We start from the raw sequence: 18,191 nt of genomic DNA on the forward strand, positions 1-18,191 counted from the left end.
ATCAGGCGCGGCGGCAGCTATTTATCCCGAGATAATCGTCTCTGAGGCCGCATGTCCAAACGATCGCCTGCCCTTTGCATGAGCCTGTGTAGCCGCTCCCCATAAGGAAACGTCGCCATGAAGCGAAAACGCTTGGCCGGCAATCGGTCTCCTCAATCGACAATGGTGGCGGACAGGGTCCGCCACCATTGTGATAACAGGCCACGATAGAGGCCTGCCCGGATTATTTCCCGGCGGCAGCCGCATTCTTTACCCAGCCATCGAACTCCGACTGATTTGCGGCAATCCAGTCGTTGGCGATCTTCTTGATCTCGGCGTCGGTCTTGTTGCCGGCCCCCAGATCGCCTTCCCACTGGCTCCAGATGTCCAGCGACCATTTCGCTTGTTCGATGAATTTCTTGGCCGCCGGATTGTCAGCCAGGAACTTCTTGTTGGCGAGCGTGCGCCAGTTCCATGGGCCAACCGCCATGCGGCATGGGTTCTGCCCCCCCGCACAGCCAACCACGTCCTTGACCTCGTGCGTCTTCGGTTTCGATACGCCCTCGGGAAGAGCGTCATACGGGATCGGCAGCCACACCACGTCCTTGCCGGGCTTCAGCCGATAGACGATCCAGGATGGGCTCCAGGTGTAAAGAAGGATCGGCTCTCCTCGGTCGGCCCGTGCAAAGACCTCGCCGATCAGCGGCTCGTATTTGGCGCGGATGGAGCGCACCGTATCGCTCAAGCCGAACTCCTTGACCTGGAAATCGACGACGTCACCGCACTTCCAAGCGGGATCGCAATTCACCAGATTGGCTTTTCCGTCACCGTCGGTGTCGAACAAGGCGGCGATCTTCGGGTCCTTCAGTTGCGAGACATTGGTGATGTTGTTGGCTTCGGCTGTCTTCTTGTCGATCATGTAGCCGTTGATGCCGCCGCCCGCGATCGTGCCTTCATTGATCAGTTCGACCGTATCCGAGATCTGTGCGATGGCGGGCTCGGCCTGCGGCCAGTTGATGTCGCCGGTCATGTCGAGGTCGTCCTGCGAAATGGCCTGCAGGATCGCCGACATGTTCATGGTCGACAACTTTACGTCGTAACCGAGTTTCTCGAGGCCCGCTATCAGGACCTGGTCCTGAATATAGTTGGCGCCCAGGCTGTCGGAGGACGTGAAACGAATGGTCTTGCCTTCGCCAGGCTTATCCTGCGCAAAACTCTGCCCACCCATCATGGTTGCTGCAACAGCCATGGCGCAGGCCAGTCTCAGCCCTTTGCGGTATCGATAATTCGCCGACATGTATTCTCCCCTTGTTGTGATATTTGTTGCGTCGTTCCGCCTGATCGAGACGGTGTTCAAACCTGCTGGTGGTTCGTTTCGAAACTCCCCGCTTCCTCATTTCTGGGACGCAGCAACTGAGCCAGGGCGGCCCGGATGCCCCGGGTTGGTCCGGCCTTGTCCTGGTTGGCCAGGCCCTGCGTGATGCGATCGAGGATCATGGCTAGCAGGACGATGGCGATGCCGCCGACGGCAGCCATGCCGACATCGAGACGTCCCAGCCCCTGCAGGACCACAAGTCCGAGCCCTTCGGCCCCGATCATGGATACGATCACCGACATGACCATAGCCATCAGTACTGTCTGGTTGAGGCCGCCCAGAATGGTTGGCAAGGCCAATGGAAGTTGGACTTCCCAGAGAAGTTGGCGATCGGTGGCACCGAAGGCCCGCCCCGCCTCGACCATCTCCTTGTCGACAAGACGAATCCCGAGATTGGTGAAGCGGATCAGCGGCGATATCGCCGCCACGATGACCGCGACTGCCCCAGGCACCGTTCCGACGCCGAACAGCATGACCACCGGGACCAGGTAGACGAAGCTGGGCGTCGTCTGCATGACATCGAGCACCGGCCGCACGATGGTCCAGGCGCGATCGTGGCGCGCGCACAGGATTCCGATTGGAATGCCAAGAATGACGCACACCACGATTGCCGTGGCGATGAGCGACAGGGTGGTAATCGCTTCCGCCCACAGGCCCATGAAGGCAATCAGGGTCAGCGAAAGCAGCGTGAATATAGCCACGCCACGCGATGCGGAGCGCCATGCGATGAGGGCAAAGATCCCGATCAGGATTGGAAACGGAATGGCATGGAGTCCATGGTCGATCGCGGTCAGAAGGGTCTCGACGGGCCACTTGATGGTCTGGAAAAGCGGCCGGAAATGCATTGCCAGCCAGCGGACGCCGACCTGGATCCACTGGTCCAGCGGGATGACATAGAGATTATCGACATCCAGCATGATCAGGCCTCCGCTCCCCGGGATTGCGAGGAAGCCGCCGCCGGAGCGCCAATGCGGGACAGGATCTGGAGTGGATCGACACGCCCCAAATATCGGCCGCCCTCGTCAACAACGGCTATCGGCCGGTCTCGATGGCACAGGCTGGCCACCACCGACAGCTTTTCCGTGCCGCATACCGTCTCATAGTCCTTGCTCATCAATGATTGGATCGCCGAACCATCGGCGAGGCGTGGCAACTGGCGTGGTCCGACGACACCCACGACCTGCATCGAATCGTCGACGATGAACACCGGTTCGCCATCGGCATCGCGGCCGCCGGACGCACGTCCGTCTAGCCGGAGCGGGCTGCTTTCCACCATCACGGAACTCGCATCGAACAGATGGGCCCGGTTGACGTCGCGGGTGAAGGCTGCGACGTAGTCATTGCCGGGCTTGGTCACGATGTCCTGCGGAACGCCTTCGCGCATCACCATTCCATCCGCCATGATGGCGACCCGGCTTCCGAGCTTCAGCGCCTCCTGGAAATCATGCGTGATGAACAGGATGGTCTTGTGGAAAGTCCTGTGCAGGCGCAGCAGTTCGTCCTGCATTTCGCTGCGGATGAGTGGGTCCAGCGCGCTGAAAGCCTCGTCCATGATCAGGACATCGGCATCCGTGGCGAGTGCGCGGGCCAATCCGACGCGCTGACGCATGCCGCCGCTCAGTGTACCGGGAAGATGATTTGCCCAAGAAGCCAGCCCGACGACCTCCAGCACCTCCATCACCTTCTTCCTGCGCGCGGCGGCTGGCACACCGCGCAGTTTCAGGCCGAACTCGGCATTCTCCAACACCGTTCTGTTCGGCAACAGGCCGAAGTGCTGGAACACCATGGAGATACGCGTCCGGCGGATTTCGCGCAGCCGCGCTTCGCTGGCGCCGGTGATCTCCTCGCCATCGATAAGGATGCGCCCTGCATTCGGCTCGATGAGGCGATTGATGCATCGCGCAAGCGTCGACTTACCGGAGCCGGACAAGCCCATGATCATGTAAATCGAACCGACAGGAACGGACAGCGACACGTCGCTCAAGCCGACGACCTGCCCGGTCTTCTGGAGCACAGCTTCCTTTGTCTCGCCAGACTTCAGCATGGCCAAAGCCGATTCCGGCGATCTGCCGAAAATCTTGTACACGCCCTCGACCGTTATGCGATCCGTCACACCTGTCCTCCACTCCTGGCCTGGCGGACGACAGTCAGCACATCCAGAGCCACGATCCCGATTAATGAAGATAGAACTGCACCCGCCGTCTTCCCCTGTTCGGCAGGATACCCGCGTAGCCCAGTGCTACGAAGGAAAGCATACGGCTCGCGGGTTCGATGATATAGGCTCTCCGCTACCCGGATAGGTATAATCCGGGACGCCCGTATGGAGAAACGGCGTGCTGGCTTCGCTTAAAAACCCTGCCCTCATGGTCGTGGACATGCAGAACGATTTCGTGCGCAGGCATGCGCCGATGGAGGTTGCATCCGCGCGCGAAACCATACCTTCGATCGGCAGACTCATTGCGGCGTTTCGCGGCAACGGCAAGCCGGTGGTATTCACGCGATACGTTGCCGACCCCCTGTATCAGGCCCTGGCCGGCAAGCTGACCTGGATCAAGCTGACCGATGCGCCGACCCATGCGTGCGTGCCGGGTTTCATGCGCTCCTACGGCGATGTCGAGGGCCTGCGGGATGCCGCGGAGGTGATTGACGAGCTTGCGCCACAGAATGGCGACATCGTGCTGGATAAGATCTATTTCAGCGCCTTTCATGCCACGGATCTTGCCAAGACGCTCAAGCTGCTTGCGGTGGACGGTCTGGTATTCGTCGGCACGGTAGCGGAGATGTGCGTCGAAGATAGCTGCCGTCACGCCGTGCATTTCGGTTATCCCACGATTGTGGTGGAGGATGCTGTTTCTTCCAACCATCCGCCCAGCCGGCAGGCCATGCTCGATGCTTTCGCACGCAACTACGGCTGGGTCATGACCACGGACCGGGTTCTGGATTCTTTCGCGGTCGGGCAAGCGGGAAGCCAGGTCTTGAACCTACCGCAGCGGTGAAAAATCGGTCGGGATCAGGATTCGGTTTTCCATCGTTTCGATATTCTCGGTGAGCTTGACCGTAAACGCCCGCCACGCGGGATCTTCGGCCAGCCGCTGACGCCGCTCGGCGCGGTCGTTCAGGTCGCTATAGCCCCATAGATGCACGACATGGTTGAGAGGTCCGATCTCGGTGCGGAAATAGCCGATCAGGTTGCCCAAGATCGGCTGCTGGATGGCAAGGCCTTCCTCGCTGATAAGTTGCATGTATCTGGCGAGACGGCCGGCCCTTATCTTGTAGATGCGTTCCTCGACAATCATGGCGCGACAGCTCCCATCAGGCGATCACCCGCGACTTTTCCCTGCCCGCTTCCTTCTCGCGCATCGCAAATACGGGCATCACTTCCTTGATGAACAACGCCAGCGATTTCTTCTGCACTTCAAACGGCAGGTCGAAGGCGAGGCCGAGGCAGAACTGGTCTACGCCCGCCGCTTCATAGACCATCAGCTTTTCGACCACCTCGTCCGGCGTGCCGAACAGGAGATTGTCGCGGATCGACCGCGGATCGTAGTCGCCGCTGTTGCCAACGGTGTCGTAAGAAACCGCTTCAGGAAAGCCGTTCTTCACCGTGCCGATGTTCTGGAACAGGTTCTCGAAGCTGCGCCCATATTGATAGCTGTAGCGAACCGGCAGTTCCCAGTCCTCGGGACGTTCATACACGCAAGTGCGGCGCAGCATCATGAACCGCGGCCTCGGCACTTCGGGATGATCCTGGACCGCCTTCTTGAACTTGTCGCCGAGAATGCCGATTTCCGCGACCGGCCGCGACAACGGCGTGGAGAGGATGTTGTGGCCATTGCGCACCGCCCAATCGAATGTGCCGGGGTCACGCGCCGCCACCCAGATGGGCGGGTTGGGTTGCTGCAAGGGCTTCGGCACCGAGGTTGCCAGCGGGAAGTGGTAATACTTACCCTCGTGGGCGTAGTCGCCTGCCCATAATTTCTGGACTGCCGGCAGCAGTTCCTGCATGTAGGCGCCGCCTTCCTGTTGCGGGATGCCTCCCGCCATACGGTCAAATTCATACTGATAGGCGCCGCGGGCGATGCCGAATTCCAGCCGCCCTCCCGTCAGGTGATCGCAAAGTGCGGCCTCTCCCGCGAGACGGATCGGGGTCCAGTACGGCGCGACGATGGTGGCGGTGCCAAGCCGGATCTGTTCGGTATGAGCTCCCCACCAGACCAGCAACTGGAACGGGCCGGGCGCGATCGTGAATTCAATCGTGTGATGCTCGGGCGACCAGGCGGTCTCGAAGCCGCCGGCATCGGCCATACGGACCAGTTCCAGCGTCTCAGCCGCCACCTGGCGCATATCCTTGTCGGGACTGAACCTCTCCATGTTCAGGGAAACGGAAAATTTCATGGCAATGACCTTTTCGAATATTAGGGAACCGTCGGATGAGCGTCAGCGCAAACGGATTACGAACGGGTCCTGCGTGGCGCCGGAGTAGTCGATGACGACATTCTTCAGGCGGGAGAACTCGCGCATAACCTCGAAGCCCCCGCGCTTGCCGTAACCGCTCTCCTTGAACCCGCCGGAGGGCGACATGTAAGCAGCAGAGCGATACGTATTGACCCAGACCGTGCCGGCATCAACGTTGCGCGCAAAGCGCAGCGCCCGGTCGATGTCGCGGGTCCAGACACCCGCCGCCAGCCCATACTGGGTGTCGTTGGCAAGCCCAATCAGCTCGCTTTCATTGTCGAACGGCACGACGCCCACGACGGGCCCGAAAATTTCGTCGCGCATGAAGCGCATGTCGTTGCGCGCATCCGCCAGAACCGTGGGCTCGTAATACCAGCCGCCGGGGAGGTCGTCCCGCCGCGGCCGGTGGCCTCCGGCAACCAGCCGCGCGCCATCGGCGACGCCGTAGTCCACATACTGCTCGACCTTGTCGAGTTGGGCAGCGAGCGCCAGCGGACCGATTTCCGTGTCCTCATCGGTCGGATGGCCGATACGCACGCGCCTGGTACGATCCGCCAGCTTTTCTACGAATGCGGCATAGATGGATTTTTCGACGAAACAGCGCGAGCCTGCGATACAGGTCTGCCCGGCAGCGGCGAACACGCCGGCAACCACGCCGTTCACCGCGCGCTCGATGTCGGTATCGGCGAATACGACATGAGGCGACTTGCCGCCCAGTTCCATCTGACACGAAACAAGTCGGCTGGCAGCGTTGGCGGCGATGCGGCGGCCGGTTGCCGTACTGCCCGTGAAGGCGATCTTGGCGACATCGGGATGCAAGGTCAGCGCTTCGCCCGCCGTGGCGCCCTTGCCGGTAACGACATTGAAAACGCCAGCCGGGAAGCCCGCTTTTGCAATCAGTTCGGCGAGGGCAAGGGTGGACGCGGAAGTATGCTCTGATGGCTTGACCACGACCGTATTGCCAATCGCCAGGCAGGGTGCGAGCGTGCCGGTCAGCAGCATCAGCGGTGAATTCCACGGCGAGATCATGCCCACCACGCCGATGGGCTCGCGCAGCGTGAAGTTCAGCATATCGAGCTTATTGACCGGTATGGTCTCGCCATGCAGCTTGTCGGCCATTCCGGCGAAATAGAGATAGCTGTCCGGCGCCGCGCGCAGTTGCACACGCATCTCTTTCAGAAGCTTGCCGTTGTCACGCGTCTCGATGGCCGCGAGTTCATCGGCGTGTTCCGCGATGAGATCGGCCAACCGGCGCAGCAGCTTGCCGCGATCCGTCTGCGTCAGCCTGCGCCAGGCCGGATCGTGAAACGCTCTTTTGGCTGCCTGCACGGCGGCGTCGACATCATCCGCCCCGGCGTCGGCAACCTCATACCAAGGCGCCGCGTTCGTCGGATCGTAGCTCGGCATGTAGCGGCCGGACCGCGGCGCGAGGCGCTCCCCGGCAATGAAAAGATCCTGGCGCGATCCTTCGATCACCTTCAGCGTCAGGTCCATCATCTCATCCCTTCGCGGTTTCTCGGTCGCCGGCCAAGCCGTTAAGCGACCGCCACGGACGCGGGGCGCCGTCTATCATCGCCACCCGGCCGCCATCGCTGGAATCGACGTAGATCCCGAAGCGAGAGTCCGCGCGCTCATGCAGGTAACGGCGCAGCGTTGCGCGTATCTGCCTGATCGGAATGCTGTCCCAAGGCAGCTCTTCATGGGCAAAGAACCTCAGCGACGGCGACAAATCCGGAATTTCGCCAGGCGGGCCCGCGAGCGCGCCACGGTAAACGACATAACCGGGCTGCTGGTCGGCCACATCGAAGACCGAATAGAGAAACGCATCGCTGGTGAGCGGCGCAACCACGCCGCCGCCTTCGAAGCTGAGCATGTCGCCCGGCTTACGGTGCGTTGCCGTCGGCAGTTCCCAGCCTCCGGCGCCATCGTCGCGCAGCAGGATGCGGCCGTCATGCTCGACCAGGTAGCCGATGATCATGCGATGGGAAGGCGTCCAGCCAGGCGGCATCGGGTCTTCCACGCAGACATAGCGCCCCCGGCAAAACCCTAGCGGAGCGGCAGGGCTGGTGCCGAAAGCACGCACCCGGCCGATCAGGATCACATGGTCTCCCGCCTCGATACGGTCATGCACCGTGCAGTCGAACCAGGTAAGGCTGTCGGTGAGCACCGGCGAGCCCGTATGCACGGTAGTATGGGCTATCGTCTCGAACTTGGAGAGTGACTTCGAGGCGAAGAGGCTCGCCACCTCCTTCTGGCGCTCGTGCAGTACGTTGACGGCGAAGCCTTCGGCCGTGTTGAATGCCGGAAAGCTGCTGGCGCTCTTTCCTATGCAGACGAGCAGCAGCGGCGGCTCAAGGGAGACTGAGGTGAAGGAATTCGCAGTCATGCCGCGCGGCGAACCATCTTCGTCCCGCGTCGTCACCACCGTGATGCCCGTGACGAAGGTGCCGAACGTTCGCCGCAGTTCCACTGGATCGATCGTGCTCAGCTCTTTTTCCCTCTTGTCCGTCATGCGTCCTGCCTCTCCAGGAGGGTGGAAGGATAAAGGGACGTGAGAGAGGGTCTTCCTGCTCTACGCAGGAGAGGCGGCAGTCAGACTCCTAGGACACGAAGCAGAGACCGCATCAGACAGGTTGCTCCCGGGCAATGGTCTCGTTGAGGCGTATTGCCAGTTCAAGCGCGAACCGACGTTCGGGTGAATCGATCTCGATGCCAAACAGTTCCTGGATACGGTTCAGGCGATAACGAAGCGTAGTAACATGCAATTCCATCGCGTCCGCGCAGGCCTGGCTGCGGCAACCGTGTTCCAGAAAGACGGTCAGGGTCCTGATATAGTCCGTTGCATGCGCCTCGTCGTGACGCACGACCGCGCCAATGGCGATATCCACGAACGACCTCACTTCCTTGCTGTCGGCCGCCGAAAGCAGCAGCGGAAAAGGACCGAAGTCCTGGGGCGCAAGCAACCCGGTACGGTTGAAGCGGACGGCAAGACGGATCATGCGCTCGCATTCAAGCCATGCCTGGGGATAGTCGTGAATGCTCGAACAGGTCTTACCCGCCACGATGATCGGCTTGGTGCCGATCAGCCACTGCGTTTCCTCGATCAGCTTGCGCACAAACGTCTTGACCACCGTGTCCGCGTCGCGGGGCGCGTCGGGAATGCGGCACAGAATGATCTCGCCCAATGCGGCGGCGGTCGCCTGCGGCGCCAATTGGCCGGCGAGCCGCATGATGGAGCGGTGCAGTTCGGGTATAGTCTTGCTCTTTTCCGGCACAGTTTCCGGGAGGCCGATCGCGACCAGCCTGGCGGTGGCGTTTACGTCAATGCCGAGCCGGCGCGCCCGCGCCGTCAAATCGTCCACGTTGCGCCAGTTGCCGGAAACGATTTCCATGAACAATTCGCTGGAAGTCTGCGATTCCGTCTGGAACCGTAAATGGCTCCGCATCAACTGAACGCTGAGCGCGAACCGAGCGCTCTGAAGAAGAAGATGATCGAGGTCGCCGAAATTGGCGTCGAGCGAAAACACGATCAGCGCCCCTACCGTCTTGCCATCCACGACCAACGGCTCCACCGCCGCCGGCAGGTTGAGGTGATGGCCGCCGCAGTTCAGGTACAGCTTGCGCATTTCAAGCCCGGCCTGGTCCGAGATATCGCGAGCAAGACGGAGAAACTGGCGGCTCATGCAATCGTCCATCTCCTCGCGCCAGCGGTCGGTGTCGATGAGGTCCGGCTTGGGCGAACGTCCGGCAACGACCAGGTTGGCAGTCAGATCCACCACGACGATTGCGTTCGGCAGGAAGGTTTCGACCATGGAAGCCGCGGATGCGACGGAACCGTCCGACAGGACCTGGTGCATCAGGGAGGAATGCGCGGCAAGTGCGTTTTGGAGTTGCGCGGCGGCAGCATGTTCCGCCCTTAGCCTGTGGGCCTTGTCCACGGCTATGGCGCCCAGATGGACGATCGTCTGCAGGAATGCGAGATCGGCCGCTGACAGATCGACAACGTCGCGCGACTGCACCGACAAGACCATCGCGCGGTCTTCCATGTCCCGGCAGCCCAGAGGCAAAACCACGACAGTGCGATAACCGCGCTGGATTGCCTCTTCCCGATAGCCCGGAAATTCGATGCTCTCCTGGGCATCGCGAATGATCACCGGATCATTGCGGGTCAACGCGATGAGGGATGGACTTGTCGCCAGCGTCCAGCGGTTGCGATAGGACTTCGTCAACTGGCTAGGATCATGCCGGGTCACGACCACAGCATTGCCATCCGCCTGATCGATGCTCATCACCGCCGCCATCGACCAGGCATCGTGCTGGCATGCCGCATCGACAAGGTGCTGCAGCGTTGTCTCGAGGTCGACGCTGGAATTGATGAGGCTGGTCACGTCGCGCAGGACGCGTGACAGCGGGCGATCCAAAGCGCTCAACAGAACCTCGCTGCTTGCCGGTACTCGATCGTTACATAGCCTTCCTGGTCGATGGCGCGCCACAGTCATATTCGTTACCGGGGGTCATGCCGCCGCCATATGGCCGGCATGGATAGGATCGACCTTGCCGGCTGTTCGCGAAAGGTTTGGCAGGCCTTCAAAGCGACATGATGACCGACTTGGTCTCCGTATAAAGGTTCAGCCCTTCCTGTCCCCGTTCCCTGCCCCAGCCGGATTGCTTGAAGCCGCCGGTGGGTATCGCCGCGTCCACCGAGCCGTGTACGTTGACCCCGATCCGGCCCGCGCGAATTCGCCGTACCATCTTGTGGGCGACGCTCAGGTCCCGCGTCCAGACGCTGCCAGCTAGTCCGAAGATGCTGTCATTCGCCTGCCGCGCGATCTGTTCCAGGTCGTCGTCATCGAAGCTCATGGCGCACAGGACAGGACCGAAAATCTCTTCCTGCACCACCGCCATGTCGGGTCGGGTATCGGTCAGCACCGTCGGCGCAATGAAGTTGCCTTCATTGCCTATCCGCGTGCCGCCAAACGCCACCGTTGCACCGGCGCTCCTGCCCTGCTCGATATAGCTCATGACGCGGTCGCACTGGACCGGGGAAATGACCGGCCCCATCTGGACGCCTTCGCTGAGGCCATGACCGACGCGGATGTTCCCCGCCCGCTGGCCGATCCCATCCACGATCTGGTCGAACACCTTCTTGTGGGCGAACAGCCGCGATCCTGCGGTGCAGACCTGGCCGCTATTGGCAAAAATGCCCTGCGTGACACCGGGAATGGCAACCGACATGTCAGCATCGGGAAAGACGATGACGGGCGACTTCCCTCCCAATTCGAGCGACACTTTCTTCAAATTGCCCGCGGCAGCCTTGACGATGATGCGGCCGACCTCGCTGGAACCCGTAAAGGCAACCTTGTCGATCTGGGGGTGCGAGGCTATCGCTGCGCCCGCCGTAGGTCCAAAACCGGTCACGATATTGATCACGCCGGCGGGAATGCCGGCCTCCTGGACCAGTTCACCGAAGCGCAGCGCCGTCAGCGGCGTCTGCTCCGCCGGCTTGAGCACGATCGTGCAGCCGGTGGCCAGCGCCGGAGCTACCTTCCAGGCCAGCATGAGCAGTGGCGCATTCCACGGAATGATCTGCCCGACGACGCCGACCGGCTCGCGCACCGTGAAGGCATGGTACTTGTCCGGCGCAGAGATCGAAATGGTTTCCCCTGTGATCTTGGTGGCCCAGCCCGCCATGTAGCGGAACATATCCACGCTGAGCGCGACGTCGGAATTCCGAGCATTGGCAAGCGGCTTGCCATTGTTGAGAACCTCCAGTTCGGCCAGTTCATCGGCGTTCTGTTCCAGCAGATCCGCCAGTTTCCAGATGAGACGTCCACGTTCGCTGGGCGTGATGCGGCTCCATGGGCCTTCTTCAAAGGCCTGCCGCGCAGCTTTGACGGCATTGTCGATATCGGCGGCGTCGCCCTCCGGAACCTGTGCAATTATGCGTCCCGTGCCCGGATCATATGTGTCGAAAACCTTCCCGGACTGAGCCGGCACCCATTTTCCATCGATAAGGAGTTTTTTCTCCTGGCGTAAAAAGGACGCCGCCTTCTCTCCAATTCGGAACTGATCAGCATGTGTGTTCATCGAATTCTCCATAGGTATCGGGAAGCGCCTTGCCCGGATTCGTTCAAAGGCGTCCATCTGAAGCGCCCCCGTTAAAGCTTGTCACTCGATCACGAAGTGGTCGGGTCCGACCGCGCGAGGCTGCCGCTTCGGCGGAATGAAATCGAGCGGCCGCACGGGAGACGGCAATTCCGTCACTGGCTTGCCGATCAAGCGGTGCCTGTCCGCGGCCGGCTCCGGGTTCGGCACCGCTGCCATCAGCTTCTGGGTATAGGGATGTTTCGGATTCCCTATCACCTCGCGGCTGGGCCCGATCTCCACGATCTCGCCAAGATACATGACCGCCACGCGGTGGCTGACACGTTCGACAATGGCCATGTCGTGACTGATGAAGAGGTAGGACAACCGCAGGTCCTCCTGCAACTCAAGCAGCAGGTCGATCACCTGCGCCTTTACCGAAACGTCGAGCGCCGAGACGGCCTCGTCGGCTATAATGACCTTCGGGTCGAGCATCAGGGTCCGCGCAATGCAGATTCGCTGACGCTGTCCGCCGGAAAACTCGTGCGGAAGACGGGTGATCATCGACGGTTCGAGGCCGACACGCTCCAGAAGATGTTTCGCCTTGTCCAGGGCCTTGGCCCTGGTCGCCAACCCATGGCATAGCAGGGGCTCCGCCAGGATCGCACCGACGTTTTGCTTCGGGTCCAGGGAACTGAAAGGATCCTGGAAGATCATCTGCACATTGCGCCGGAGATCCGAAAGATCGGACCTGTTGTCGCGCCGCACCGTGCGTCCGTCGAAGACCACCTCGCCGGAATCCGGAGGATTGAGAAACAGGATGCTGCGTCCGGTCGTCGACTTGCCGCAGCCGGATTCGCCAACCAGCGACAGCGTTTCTCCAGGCATGATGTCGAAGCTCAGACCCTCGACGGCATGGAGACGCCCCACCTTGCGACGCATCGCCCCGCCACGCACGTCGAACCGGGTCACCAGCTTGCGCACGCTCAAAACCGGCTTCGGCACAGCATCCTTGGCGGGCGCGCGGTAGGAGCGGGCGACGCCTTGCCCCAGGCGGGGGACCGCGTCGATCAGCATCCTCGTATAGTCCTCGCGCGGACGCTCGAAAACGTCCTTTACTGCTCCCGTCTCCACCACGCGTCCCTTGTGCATGACCATGACGCGGTCGGCGATGTTGGCCACTACGCCCATGTCATGCGTGATGAACAGGATCGCAGTGCCGGTATCGCGCTGGACCTCGTTCAGGAGATCGAGGATTTGCGCCTGTATCGTCACGTCGAGCGCTGTTGTCGGCTCGTCGGCGATAAGCAGCTTCGGCGAGCACGCCAATGCGATGGCGATCATGATCCGCTGCCGCATCCCCCCGGAGAACATGTGAGGATAGTCATTGAACCGCCGCCGCGCGTCAGGAATGCGAACGCGGTCGAAAAGCCGGATGCCCTCCTCCCGCGCCTCGGCATCGCTTAAGGGTCGATGCTGGCGCAGCATTTCCTTGATTTGGGTGCTGACCTGCAGAACCGGGTTCAGGCTCATCATCGGTTCTTGGAAGATCATGCTGGCAATGCCGCCACGCACCCGCCGCAATGTCGATGTCGACGCCCCCACCACTTGCTGGCCATCCACGATGACCGAACCGGTCACTTGGGTATTGCCGGAAAGCAGTCCCATGATCGTCATGGAGGTGACGCTCTTGCCGGACCCCGACTCGCCGACAAGCGCCAGCGTCTCGCCAGCATGGATGGCCAGATCGACATCATGCACCACCTGATGCTTGCCGAAAGCGACGTTGAGGCCTTTTACCTCGACCACTGGATCGGATTTCCGTTCACTCATGAGTTTGGCGCCGGTGCAACAGTGAAGCCCGCCTGCGAGCGAGAGCGCTCCGAAGTTGGAGCCCAGGTGAGCATTTCGAGCGCGTACAGCGCATCCAGCGTCTCGCGCGACAGGGGAATGCCCTTCTGGTGCGCCATGGCGATCTTTTCCCGAGGCCGAACGGCAACGTGCCCGGACGCCTTCAGTTCAGGCCTGCGGGCGCTGACCATGAGAAGCGCGCAGCCCGGCGTCAGCCCGGCGGCGTCGATCGATTCCAGAACCGCCGTGTCCTCACCGAGGAGCGCCGCCAGGGCATCCCGGCCCCGGCCCGAATAAAGCACACCCCGTGCGTCGGGGTCAGCCAACAGCCAGTCGAAGGTTCCATCCCTGGCGATGATGCCGATAGAGGAGAGATTGTAGTCCATCGCACCGACCAGCGTGGCCGGAACAAGCGACAGCTCGGTCGCCGCCAATATCCGGCACATTTCCCATTTGGCGCCGCCTGCATGCGCGGCGAGAGCATCGATCGCGGCAGGTCCCGTTTCCAGAAATGAAACGCCGGCGGCGTCCAGCATCGTGAGCCCGTTCGATTTCCGGTAGCGGAAGCCATGGGAGGGCCGCGGTCCCGCCTGGCGAATTCCATCCAGAATAGCCGGATCGAGCGCCGCACCTGTTGCAACGAGATGAGCGCCCCGGTCAGCGGTTCCGAACGCGTAGCCCAGCGCCCTGAGCGACCACGGCAGGACGCGAGTCAGTTCGGAATAGGCAACAAACATGCTCGTGCTCACAGGGCGACCTCATTCTCATGCTTGCGAACCCGGGAACCCGGCCTGTCAGGCTCGAGGAATTCCGAAGGCAGCGGCTGGTCTTGGAAGAAAGTCCCCCGCACATAGCGGATGCTGAGCGGCGTCGAGCCGCGAATGCCCAGCGACGCAAGGAAAAACCGTATGAGATCGGCGGGGACGAAATCGCGATGCGCGAGCGGATCGCGTATTTCCGCATAGAGCAAGCCATCCAGATATTGCACCCGCGAAATGGCGTAATGCAAGTCCGGATGGTCGAGGACGACGTCGCCGGCGCGCTCCTTGTCACCACGGCTGACCAGCACCGCCGCCAGCCTCTGGATCAATCCGATATGATCGATGAAGGATTCGAAACGCTCGTGCGGGTCGATGACCCGCTCGCCGCGCCTTTGTTCGCCATTGTCGATCGAATGGTACCAGAAGTGCTGATGGGTTTCGGCAAGCGTGCGGTCGGCGGTGAGAGCCCAGACGTAGTTCCTGCGCAGGATCTCGCGCAATTCAGCGACCGTCATTGCTGGCTGCAATTGCCGCTTGCGGGCTGCGCCGATCTGGAAATAGGGCGCGATGGCGTCACAAAAGTCCGGTACCACGTCGAGAAGTACGCTGTGGAACTGCTCACTGGTCTCGCCATCCATGACTTCTGCGACGTGCGCAGCAACGTCGCCCCAGCACCGAAACTGTCCTTCGCGCAGGCTTGCCGATATGCGTGTCAGGTTCTCGATGATGGTTTCGTTGGCCACCACGTAGTCCTGCGTCTGTGGGTCGGTCTGCGCATAGATGCGGATGGTGCTCTCTATCGAGCCGCGGACAACTGAAATGCTTCCCGCATCGACCGGCAGGCTTTTTGCGTAGCCAAGAGCCGCCTCGCGTACGGTCACCCATGTGGCGACCCAATGCGGCCAGCGCTGGAGGGCAACGCACATGCCCTGGCCTGAGGAGTTGCCTATTCCAAGCCCGCGCGCGATCGAAATGTCGAGCTGCGCTGCGTCCGGATTGCGCCGCCGCGCCACGGCATTGACGAGATCGATGGAGACGAGCCGCACCAGGTAGATGGCGAAGATATCCGCAAAGAACGGGTGCGCCAGCGGATGCCCCTCGGGAATGCCCGGATAGGAAACCGTGCCATTCCGGCCGCTGCTTTGAAAGCCACCGTTCCGCATGAGATAGGCGATGCCGAGCTCGGGGGCGGGCTGTTCGCCGCGGGACAGTGCTTCGACTACGGCGTCGAAATGCCGGCTGCTGCGATTGGCCGGGGTCCAGCCGACCACATCCGAATCCGTACGCATCTGGCCTTCAGCCTTGATGTCGAATGTTTCAAATTCCCGCTCGATACGCTGTTGGCTGGCAAGATTGACGAAGAGCGCGCCGAACATGTCACGGTCCGCGCCATCGGAGCGGCGTCCGACTTTTTCGATTCCGTCCCATGGATATGCTCGGGCAATATAGGAGAAGGAATGGCCTTCCGCGTCGATCCGGTAGACGAATCTCGCCGCGCCGTCATCGCCGCATTCCGCCGAGATCATCCTTATCTGCCAGCGTTCGCGAACGATCCTGCGCAACCACATGTCGGCAAAACTGACGCGCGAAGCCTTGAAGCAGCGAAGGTTCTCCACACGCATCAGAACATCCGCCGGCCGCATCCATCGCCGCGCTTTCAGGGCACCTTCCCGGCCGGCAAACTCCTGCAGGCGTTGTTCTATGAATGCCGGCAGCGGCGGCTCGATCTGGTTAGACGTCATTTCCCTGTTCCAATCAGCGATCATTGCGGGACGCGGCCTCGTTCATGCTCGACCCGACAAGATAAAATGTGAAAACTGTAAGGGCGACGGCAGCGCCCGGCCCCAGGCTGAGCAGCGGCAGGATCGGCAGGAACATCGAACCGTCGCGTACCATGCCGCCCCAGTCCGGAGCCGGCGGAGGAACGCCCAGCCCCAGGAAGCTGAGGCTTGCGGAGGTGAAGATCGCGAAGGCCACATTGATTGCGAACTGCGCCCACACCACGCGCATCGTGTTTGGCATGATATGATGGCGGATGATCCAGAAAGAGCTTGCGCCCGTGGCGCGCGCAGCTTCCACGAAGACCATTTCCCGGACGACGAAGACCTGACCACGAACCAGCCGGGCGACCGTCGGCGCGGTGACGACACCCAGCGTGACCGCCAGGTTGACCACCGATGGCCCGAGCATCGCGGTGATGATCAATGCGAGAACGAGCCCCGGCAAGGCGATGAAAATGTCGATGATCTGGACGAGGACAAAATCGATCCAGCCACGGAAAAATCCGGCGATCAGGCCAATGGGGGCGCCGATCAGCACAGCCACTATGGCCGCCGAAGCGCCTACCTGCAGTGAAACCCTTGTTCCGTAGATGACGCGCGACAGCACGTCCCGGCCAAGTTGATCCGTGCCAAGGATGTTTTCAGCCGAAGGCGGGCCGAGGACGTTTACCGTCGTGACGGTCGGGTGCAGGGGCGCGATCAAGGGCGCGAACACCGCGATCAAAGTGATGATCACCAGAAGCGTCAGGCCAAGGACCAATCGGAATGGAAGTTTTCTCATTGGATGCTAAGCCGATGTTCGCACGAGCGGATTGACGAGGCTGTAGGTCACGTCCGCCACAAGGTTGAGGATCATCACGCCGACGATGATCACCATTCCAACCGACAGCATGACAGGAAAATCCCGGGACGAGATCGCTTCCACCAGAAGCCGGCCCATGCCCGGCATCGAAAAGACGGTTTCGGTGACGACCGCGCCGCCAACCAGTTGTCCAAGCGAAAGACCGGCATAGGTGATCAAGGGCAATATGCTGTTGGGCAGAATGTGCCGGTAGGAAATGCGCGCCTCGGACAGCCCCTTCGAACGCGCGGCCTGGATGTAGAGGCTGCCTTTCACCGACTGGTATTCGGCTTTATAGACGAGCGTGAAGGAGCTGAAATAAAAGGTCGTAAGCGTGATGACGGGCAGGATCATGTGGATGAGATGCTGCCCGGCGCCCCGTGACCACGGCGACCATCCGGTCGTCGGCAGCCAGCGGAGCTGAACCGAAAAAAGGTAGATCAGCAGCAGTCCGAGAAAGAAATTGGGCACGGTGATGCCGACGATGCTGACGGCGGCGGTGAGCCGGTCCACCAGCTTTTTCATGAACGTCGCCGAATTGATCAGCGTGGCCCCCAGGAATGCGATGAGGATCGCCCAGGATGCCAGCTCAAGCGTTAGAGGAAGGGCATCCGCGATCATTTGCGCGACAGGCTGTTGGGTGGAATAAGACCGGCCCAGGTCGCCCGACAATGCGGCGCTGATCCAGTTCCAGTAACGCGACAGGATGGGCTGGTCGAAGCCTAGCTTCGCGTTGAGTTCGGCGATCGATTGAGGGGATGCGTTCTCCCCCAGCATGATCGCCGCCGGCGTCCCCAGAAAGGACGTCACCGACGTGAACAGCAGAAACGTCAGAACGATAACGTTCGGAACCATGATCGCTATGCGGGAAAGTACAAGCGCAAGCATGCCGGCCTCAGTTCATCGCGAAGGATTGAAGAAACGCCTCCGAGGAGCCCGTCTCGCAAAGCGGGCGGTTGGGGCACATCCGATGGGCGGCGGTCATAATGGCGATCAAGTTCCTCTACCGGTTGCAGGCGGGACCGGGTCCACCCGCGCCAGAAGCCGCGGCGCGGCGCGCCGCG

15 protein-coding genes are annotated in these 18,191 nt (G+C 61.4%); 1 reads left to right on the forward strand and 14 read right to left on the reverse strand.

Translation table 11 applies throughout. The features are described 5' to 3' along the window. Positions 1 to 223 precede the first annotated feature (223 nt). The 3 genes from proX to LB545_RS21295 are packed head-to-tail and all read right to left on the reverse strand — an operon-like array spanning position 224 to position 3,467. Complete coding sequence (gene proX, locus LB545_RS21285; RefSeq protein ID WP_224519139.1) at positions 224 to 1,276, reverse strand: glycine betaine/L-proline ABC transporter substrate-binding protein ProX; 1,053 nt, start codon at positions 1,274 to 1,276, stop codon at positions 224 to 226. A 56-nt stretch (positions 1,277 to 1,332) separates the two neighbouring features. Further along, entirely contained in the window at positions 1,333 to 2,271 is a 939-nt protein-coding gene (locus LB545_RS21290) for an ABC transporter permease (protein WP_140498487.1), read from the reverse strand. Between the two features lie 2 nt (positions 2,272 to 2,273). Next, positions 2,274 to 3,467: a glycine betaine/L-proline ABC transporter ATP-binding protein gene (locus LB545_RS21295; protein WP_140525291.1), complete on the reverse strand. Its 1,194-nt coding sequence runs from the start codon at positions 3,465 to 3,467 to the stop codon at positions 2,274 to 2,276. A gap of 220 nt (positions 3,468 to 3,687) precedes the next feature. Between LB545_RS21295 and LB545_RS21300 the strand changes: the two genes are divergently transcribed. Next, entirely contained in the window at positions 3,688 to 4,350 is a 663-nt protein-coding gene (locus LB545_RS21300; RefSeq protein WP_224705796.1) for a cysteine hydrolase family protein, read from the forward strand. Here the strand turns inward: LB545_RS21300 and LB545_RS21305 are convergent. The 11 genes from LB545_RS21305 to LB545_RS21355 form a co-directional block, all read right to left on the reverse strand. Beyond that, entirely contained in the window at positions 4,336 to 4,650 is a 315-nt protein-coding gene (locus LB545_RS21305) for an NIPSNAP family protein (RefSeq protein WP_140498490.1), read from the reverse strand. The two genes, LB545_RS21300 and LB545_RS21305, sit on opposite strands and share 15 nt — an antisense overlap. A gap of 16 nt (positions 4,651 to 4,666) precedes the next feature. Next, complete coding sequence (locus LB545_RS21310; protein WP_140498491.1) at positions 4,667 to 5,749, reverse strand: LLM class flavin-dependent oxidoreductase; 1,083 nt, start codon at positions 5,747 to 5,749, stop codon at positions 4,667 to 4,669. 42 nt (positions 5,750 to 5,791) lie between these two features. Next, a complete protein-coding gene (locus LB545_RS21315; RefSeq protein ID WP_224705808.1) occupies positions 5,792 to 7,303 on the reverse strand; it encodes an aldehyde dehydrogenase in 1,512 nt (503 codons plus the stop codon). Between the two features lie 4 nt (positions 7,304 to 7,307). Then, positions 7,308 to 8,321 carry a flavin reductase gene (locus tag LB545_RS21320; protein ID WP_140498492.1) on the reverse strand — a complete coding sequence of 338 codons (1,014 nt, stop codon included), beginning with the start codon at positions 8,319 to 8,321 and terminating at the stop codon, positions 7,308 to 7,310. Positions 8,322 to 8,433: 112 nt separating this feature from the next. Further along, entirely contained in the window at positions 8,434 to 10,308 is a 1,875-nt protein-coding gene (locus LB545_RS21325; protein WP_224705799.1) for a helix-turn-helix domain-containing protein, read from the reverse strand. 88 nt (positions 10,309 to 10,396) lie between these two features. Further along, complete coding sequence (locus tag LB545_RS21330) at positions 10,397 to 11,953, reverse strand: aldehyde dehydrogenase family protein (RefSeq protein ID WP_318012553.1); 1,557 nt, start codon at positions 11,951 to 11,953, stop codon at positions 10,397 to 10,399. A 24-nt stretch (positions 11,954 to 11,977) separates the two neighbouring features. After that, positions 11,978 to 13,726: an ABC transporter ATP-binding protein gene (locus LB545_RS21335; protein ID WP_140498494.1), complete on the reverse strand. Its 1,749-nt coding sequence runs from the start codon at positions 13,724 to 13,726 to the stop codon at positions 11,978 to 11,980. Next, positions 13,723 to 14,481: a hypothetical protein gene (locus LB545_RS21340; protein ID WP_224705800.1), complete on the reverse strand. Its 759-nt coding sequence runs from the start codon at positions 14,479 to 14,481 to the stop codon at positions 13,723 to 13,725. The genes LB545_RS21335 and LB545_RS21340 overlap by 4 nt, the downstream gene beginning before the upstream one ends. 8 nt (positions 14,482 to 14,489) lie before the next feature. After that, positions 14,490 to 16,247, reverse strand: a complete 1,758-nt coding sequence (locus LB545_RS21345) for a hypothetical protein (protein ID WP_224705801.1) — start codon at positions 16,245 to 16,247, stop codon at positions 14,490 to 14,492. Positions 16,248 to 16,260: 13 nt separating this feature from the next. Continuing rightward, positions 16,261 to 17,001 (reverse strand): ABC transporter permease, encoded by a 741-nt coding sequence (locus LB545_RS21350; protein WP_224705810.1) that lies wholly within the window; start codon positions 16,999 to 17,001, stop codon positions 16,261 to 16,263. A gap of 72 nt (positions 17,002 to 17,073) precedes the next feature. After that, positions 17,074 to 18,015 carry an ABC transporter permease gene (locus LB545_RS21355; protein WP_140513435.1) on the reverse strand — a complete coding sequence of 314 codons (942 nt, stop codon included), beginning with the start codon at positions 18,013 to 18,015 and terminating at the stop codon, positions 17,074 to 17,076. Positions 18,016 to 18,191 lie beyond the last annotated feature (176 nt).

Source organism: Mesorhizobium sp. BR1-1-6 (assembly GCF_020165355.1).
Taxonomy (GTDB): Bacteria; Pseudomonadota; Alphaproteobacteria; order Rhizobiales; family Rhizobiaceae; genus Mesorhizobium.

Coding starts and splice junctions, on each gene's coding strand:
- proX (WP_224519139.1), bottom strand. CDS start 1,276: ATGTCGGCGAATTATCGATACCGCAAAGGGCTGAGACTGGCCTGCGCC.
- LB545_RS21290 (WP_140498487.1), bottom strand. CDS start 2,271: ATGCTGGATGTCGATAATCTCTATGTCATCCCGCTGGACCAGTGGATC.
- LB545_RS21305 (WP_140498490.1), bottom strand. CDS start 4,650: ATGATTGTCGAGGAACGCATCTACAAGATAAGGGCCGGCCGTCTCGCC.
- LB545_RS21310 (WP_140498491.1), bottom strand. CDS start 5,749: ATGAAATTTTCCGTTTCCCTGAACATGGAGAGGTTCAGTCCCGACAAG.
- LB545_RS21315 (WP_224705808.1), bottom strand. CDS start 7,303: ATGGACCTGACGCTGAAGGTGATCGAAGGATCGCGCCAGGATCTTTTC.
- LB545_RS21320 (WP_140498492.1), bottom strand. CDS start 8,321: ATGACGGACAAGAGGGAAAAAGAGCTGAGCACGATCGATCCAGTGGAA.
- LB545_RS21325 (WP_224705799.1), bottom strand. CDS start 10,308: ATGACTGTGGCGCGCCATCGACCAGGAAGGCTATGTAACGATCGAGTA.
- LB545_RS21330 (WP_318012553.1), bottom strand. CDS start 11,953: ATGGACGCCTTTGAACGAATCCGGGCAAGGCGCTTCCCGATACCTATG.
- LB545_RS21335 (WP_140498494.1), bottom strand. CDS start 13,726: ATGAGTGAACGGAAATCCGATCCAGTGGTCGAGGTAAAAGGCCTCAAC.
- LB545_RS21340 (WP_224705800.1), bottom strand. CDS start 14,481: ATGTTTGTTGCCTATTCCGAACTGACTCGCGTCCTGCCGTGGTCGCTC.
- LB545_RS21345 (WP_224705801.1), bottom strand. CDS start 16,247: ATGACGTCTAACCAGATCGAGCCGCCGCTGCCGGCATTCATAGAACAA.
- LB545_RS21355 (WP_140513435.1), bottom strand. CDS start 18,015: ATGCTTGCGCTTGTACTTTCCCGCATAGCGATCATGGTTCCGAACGTT.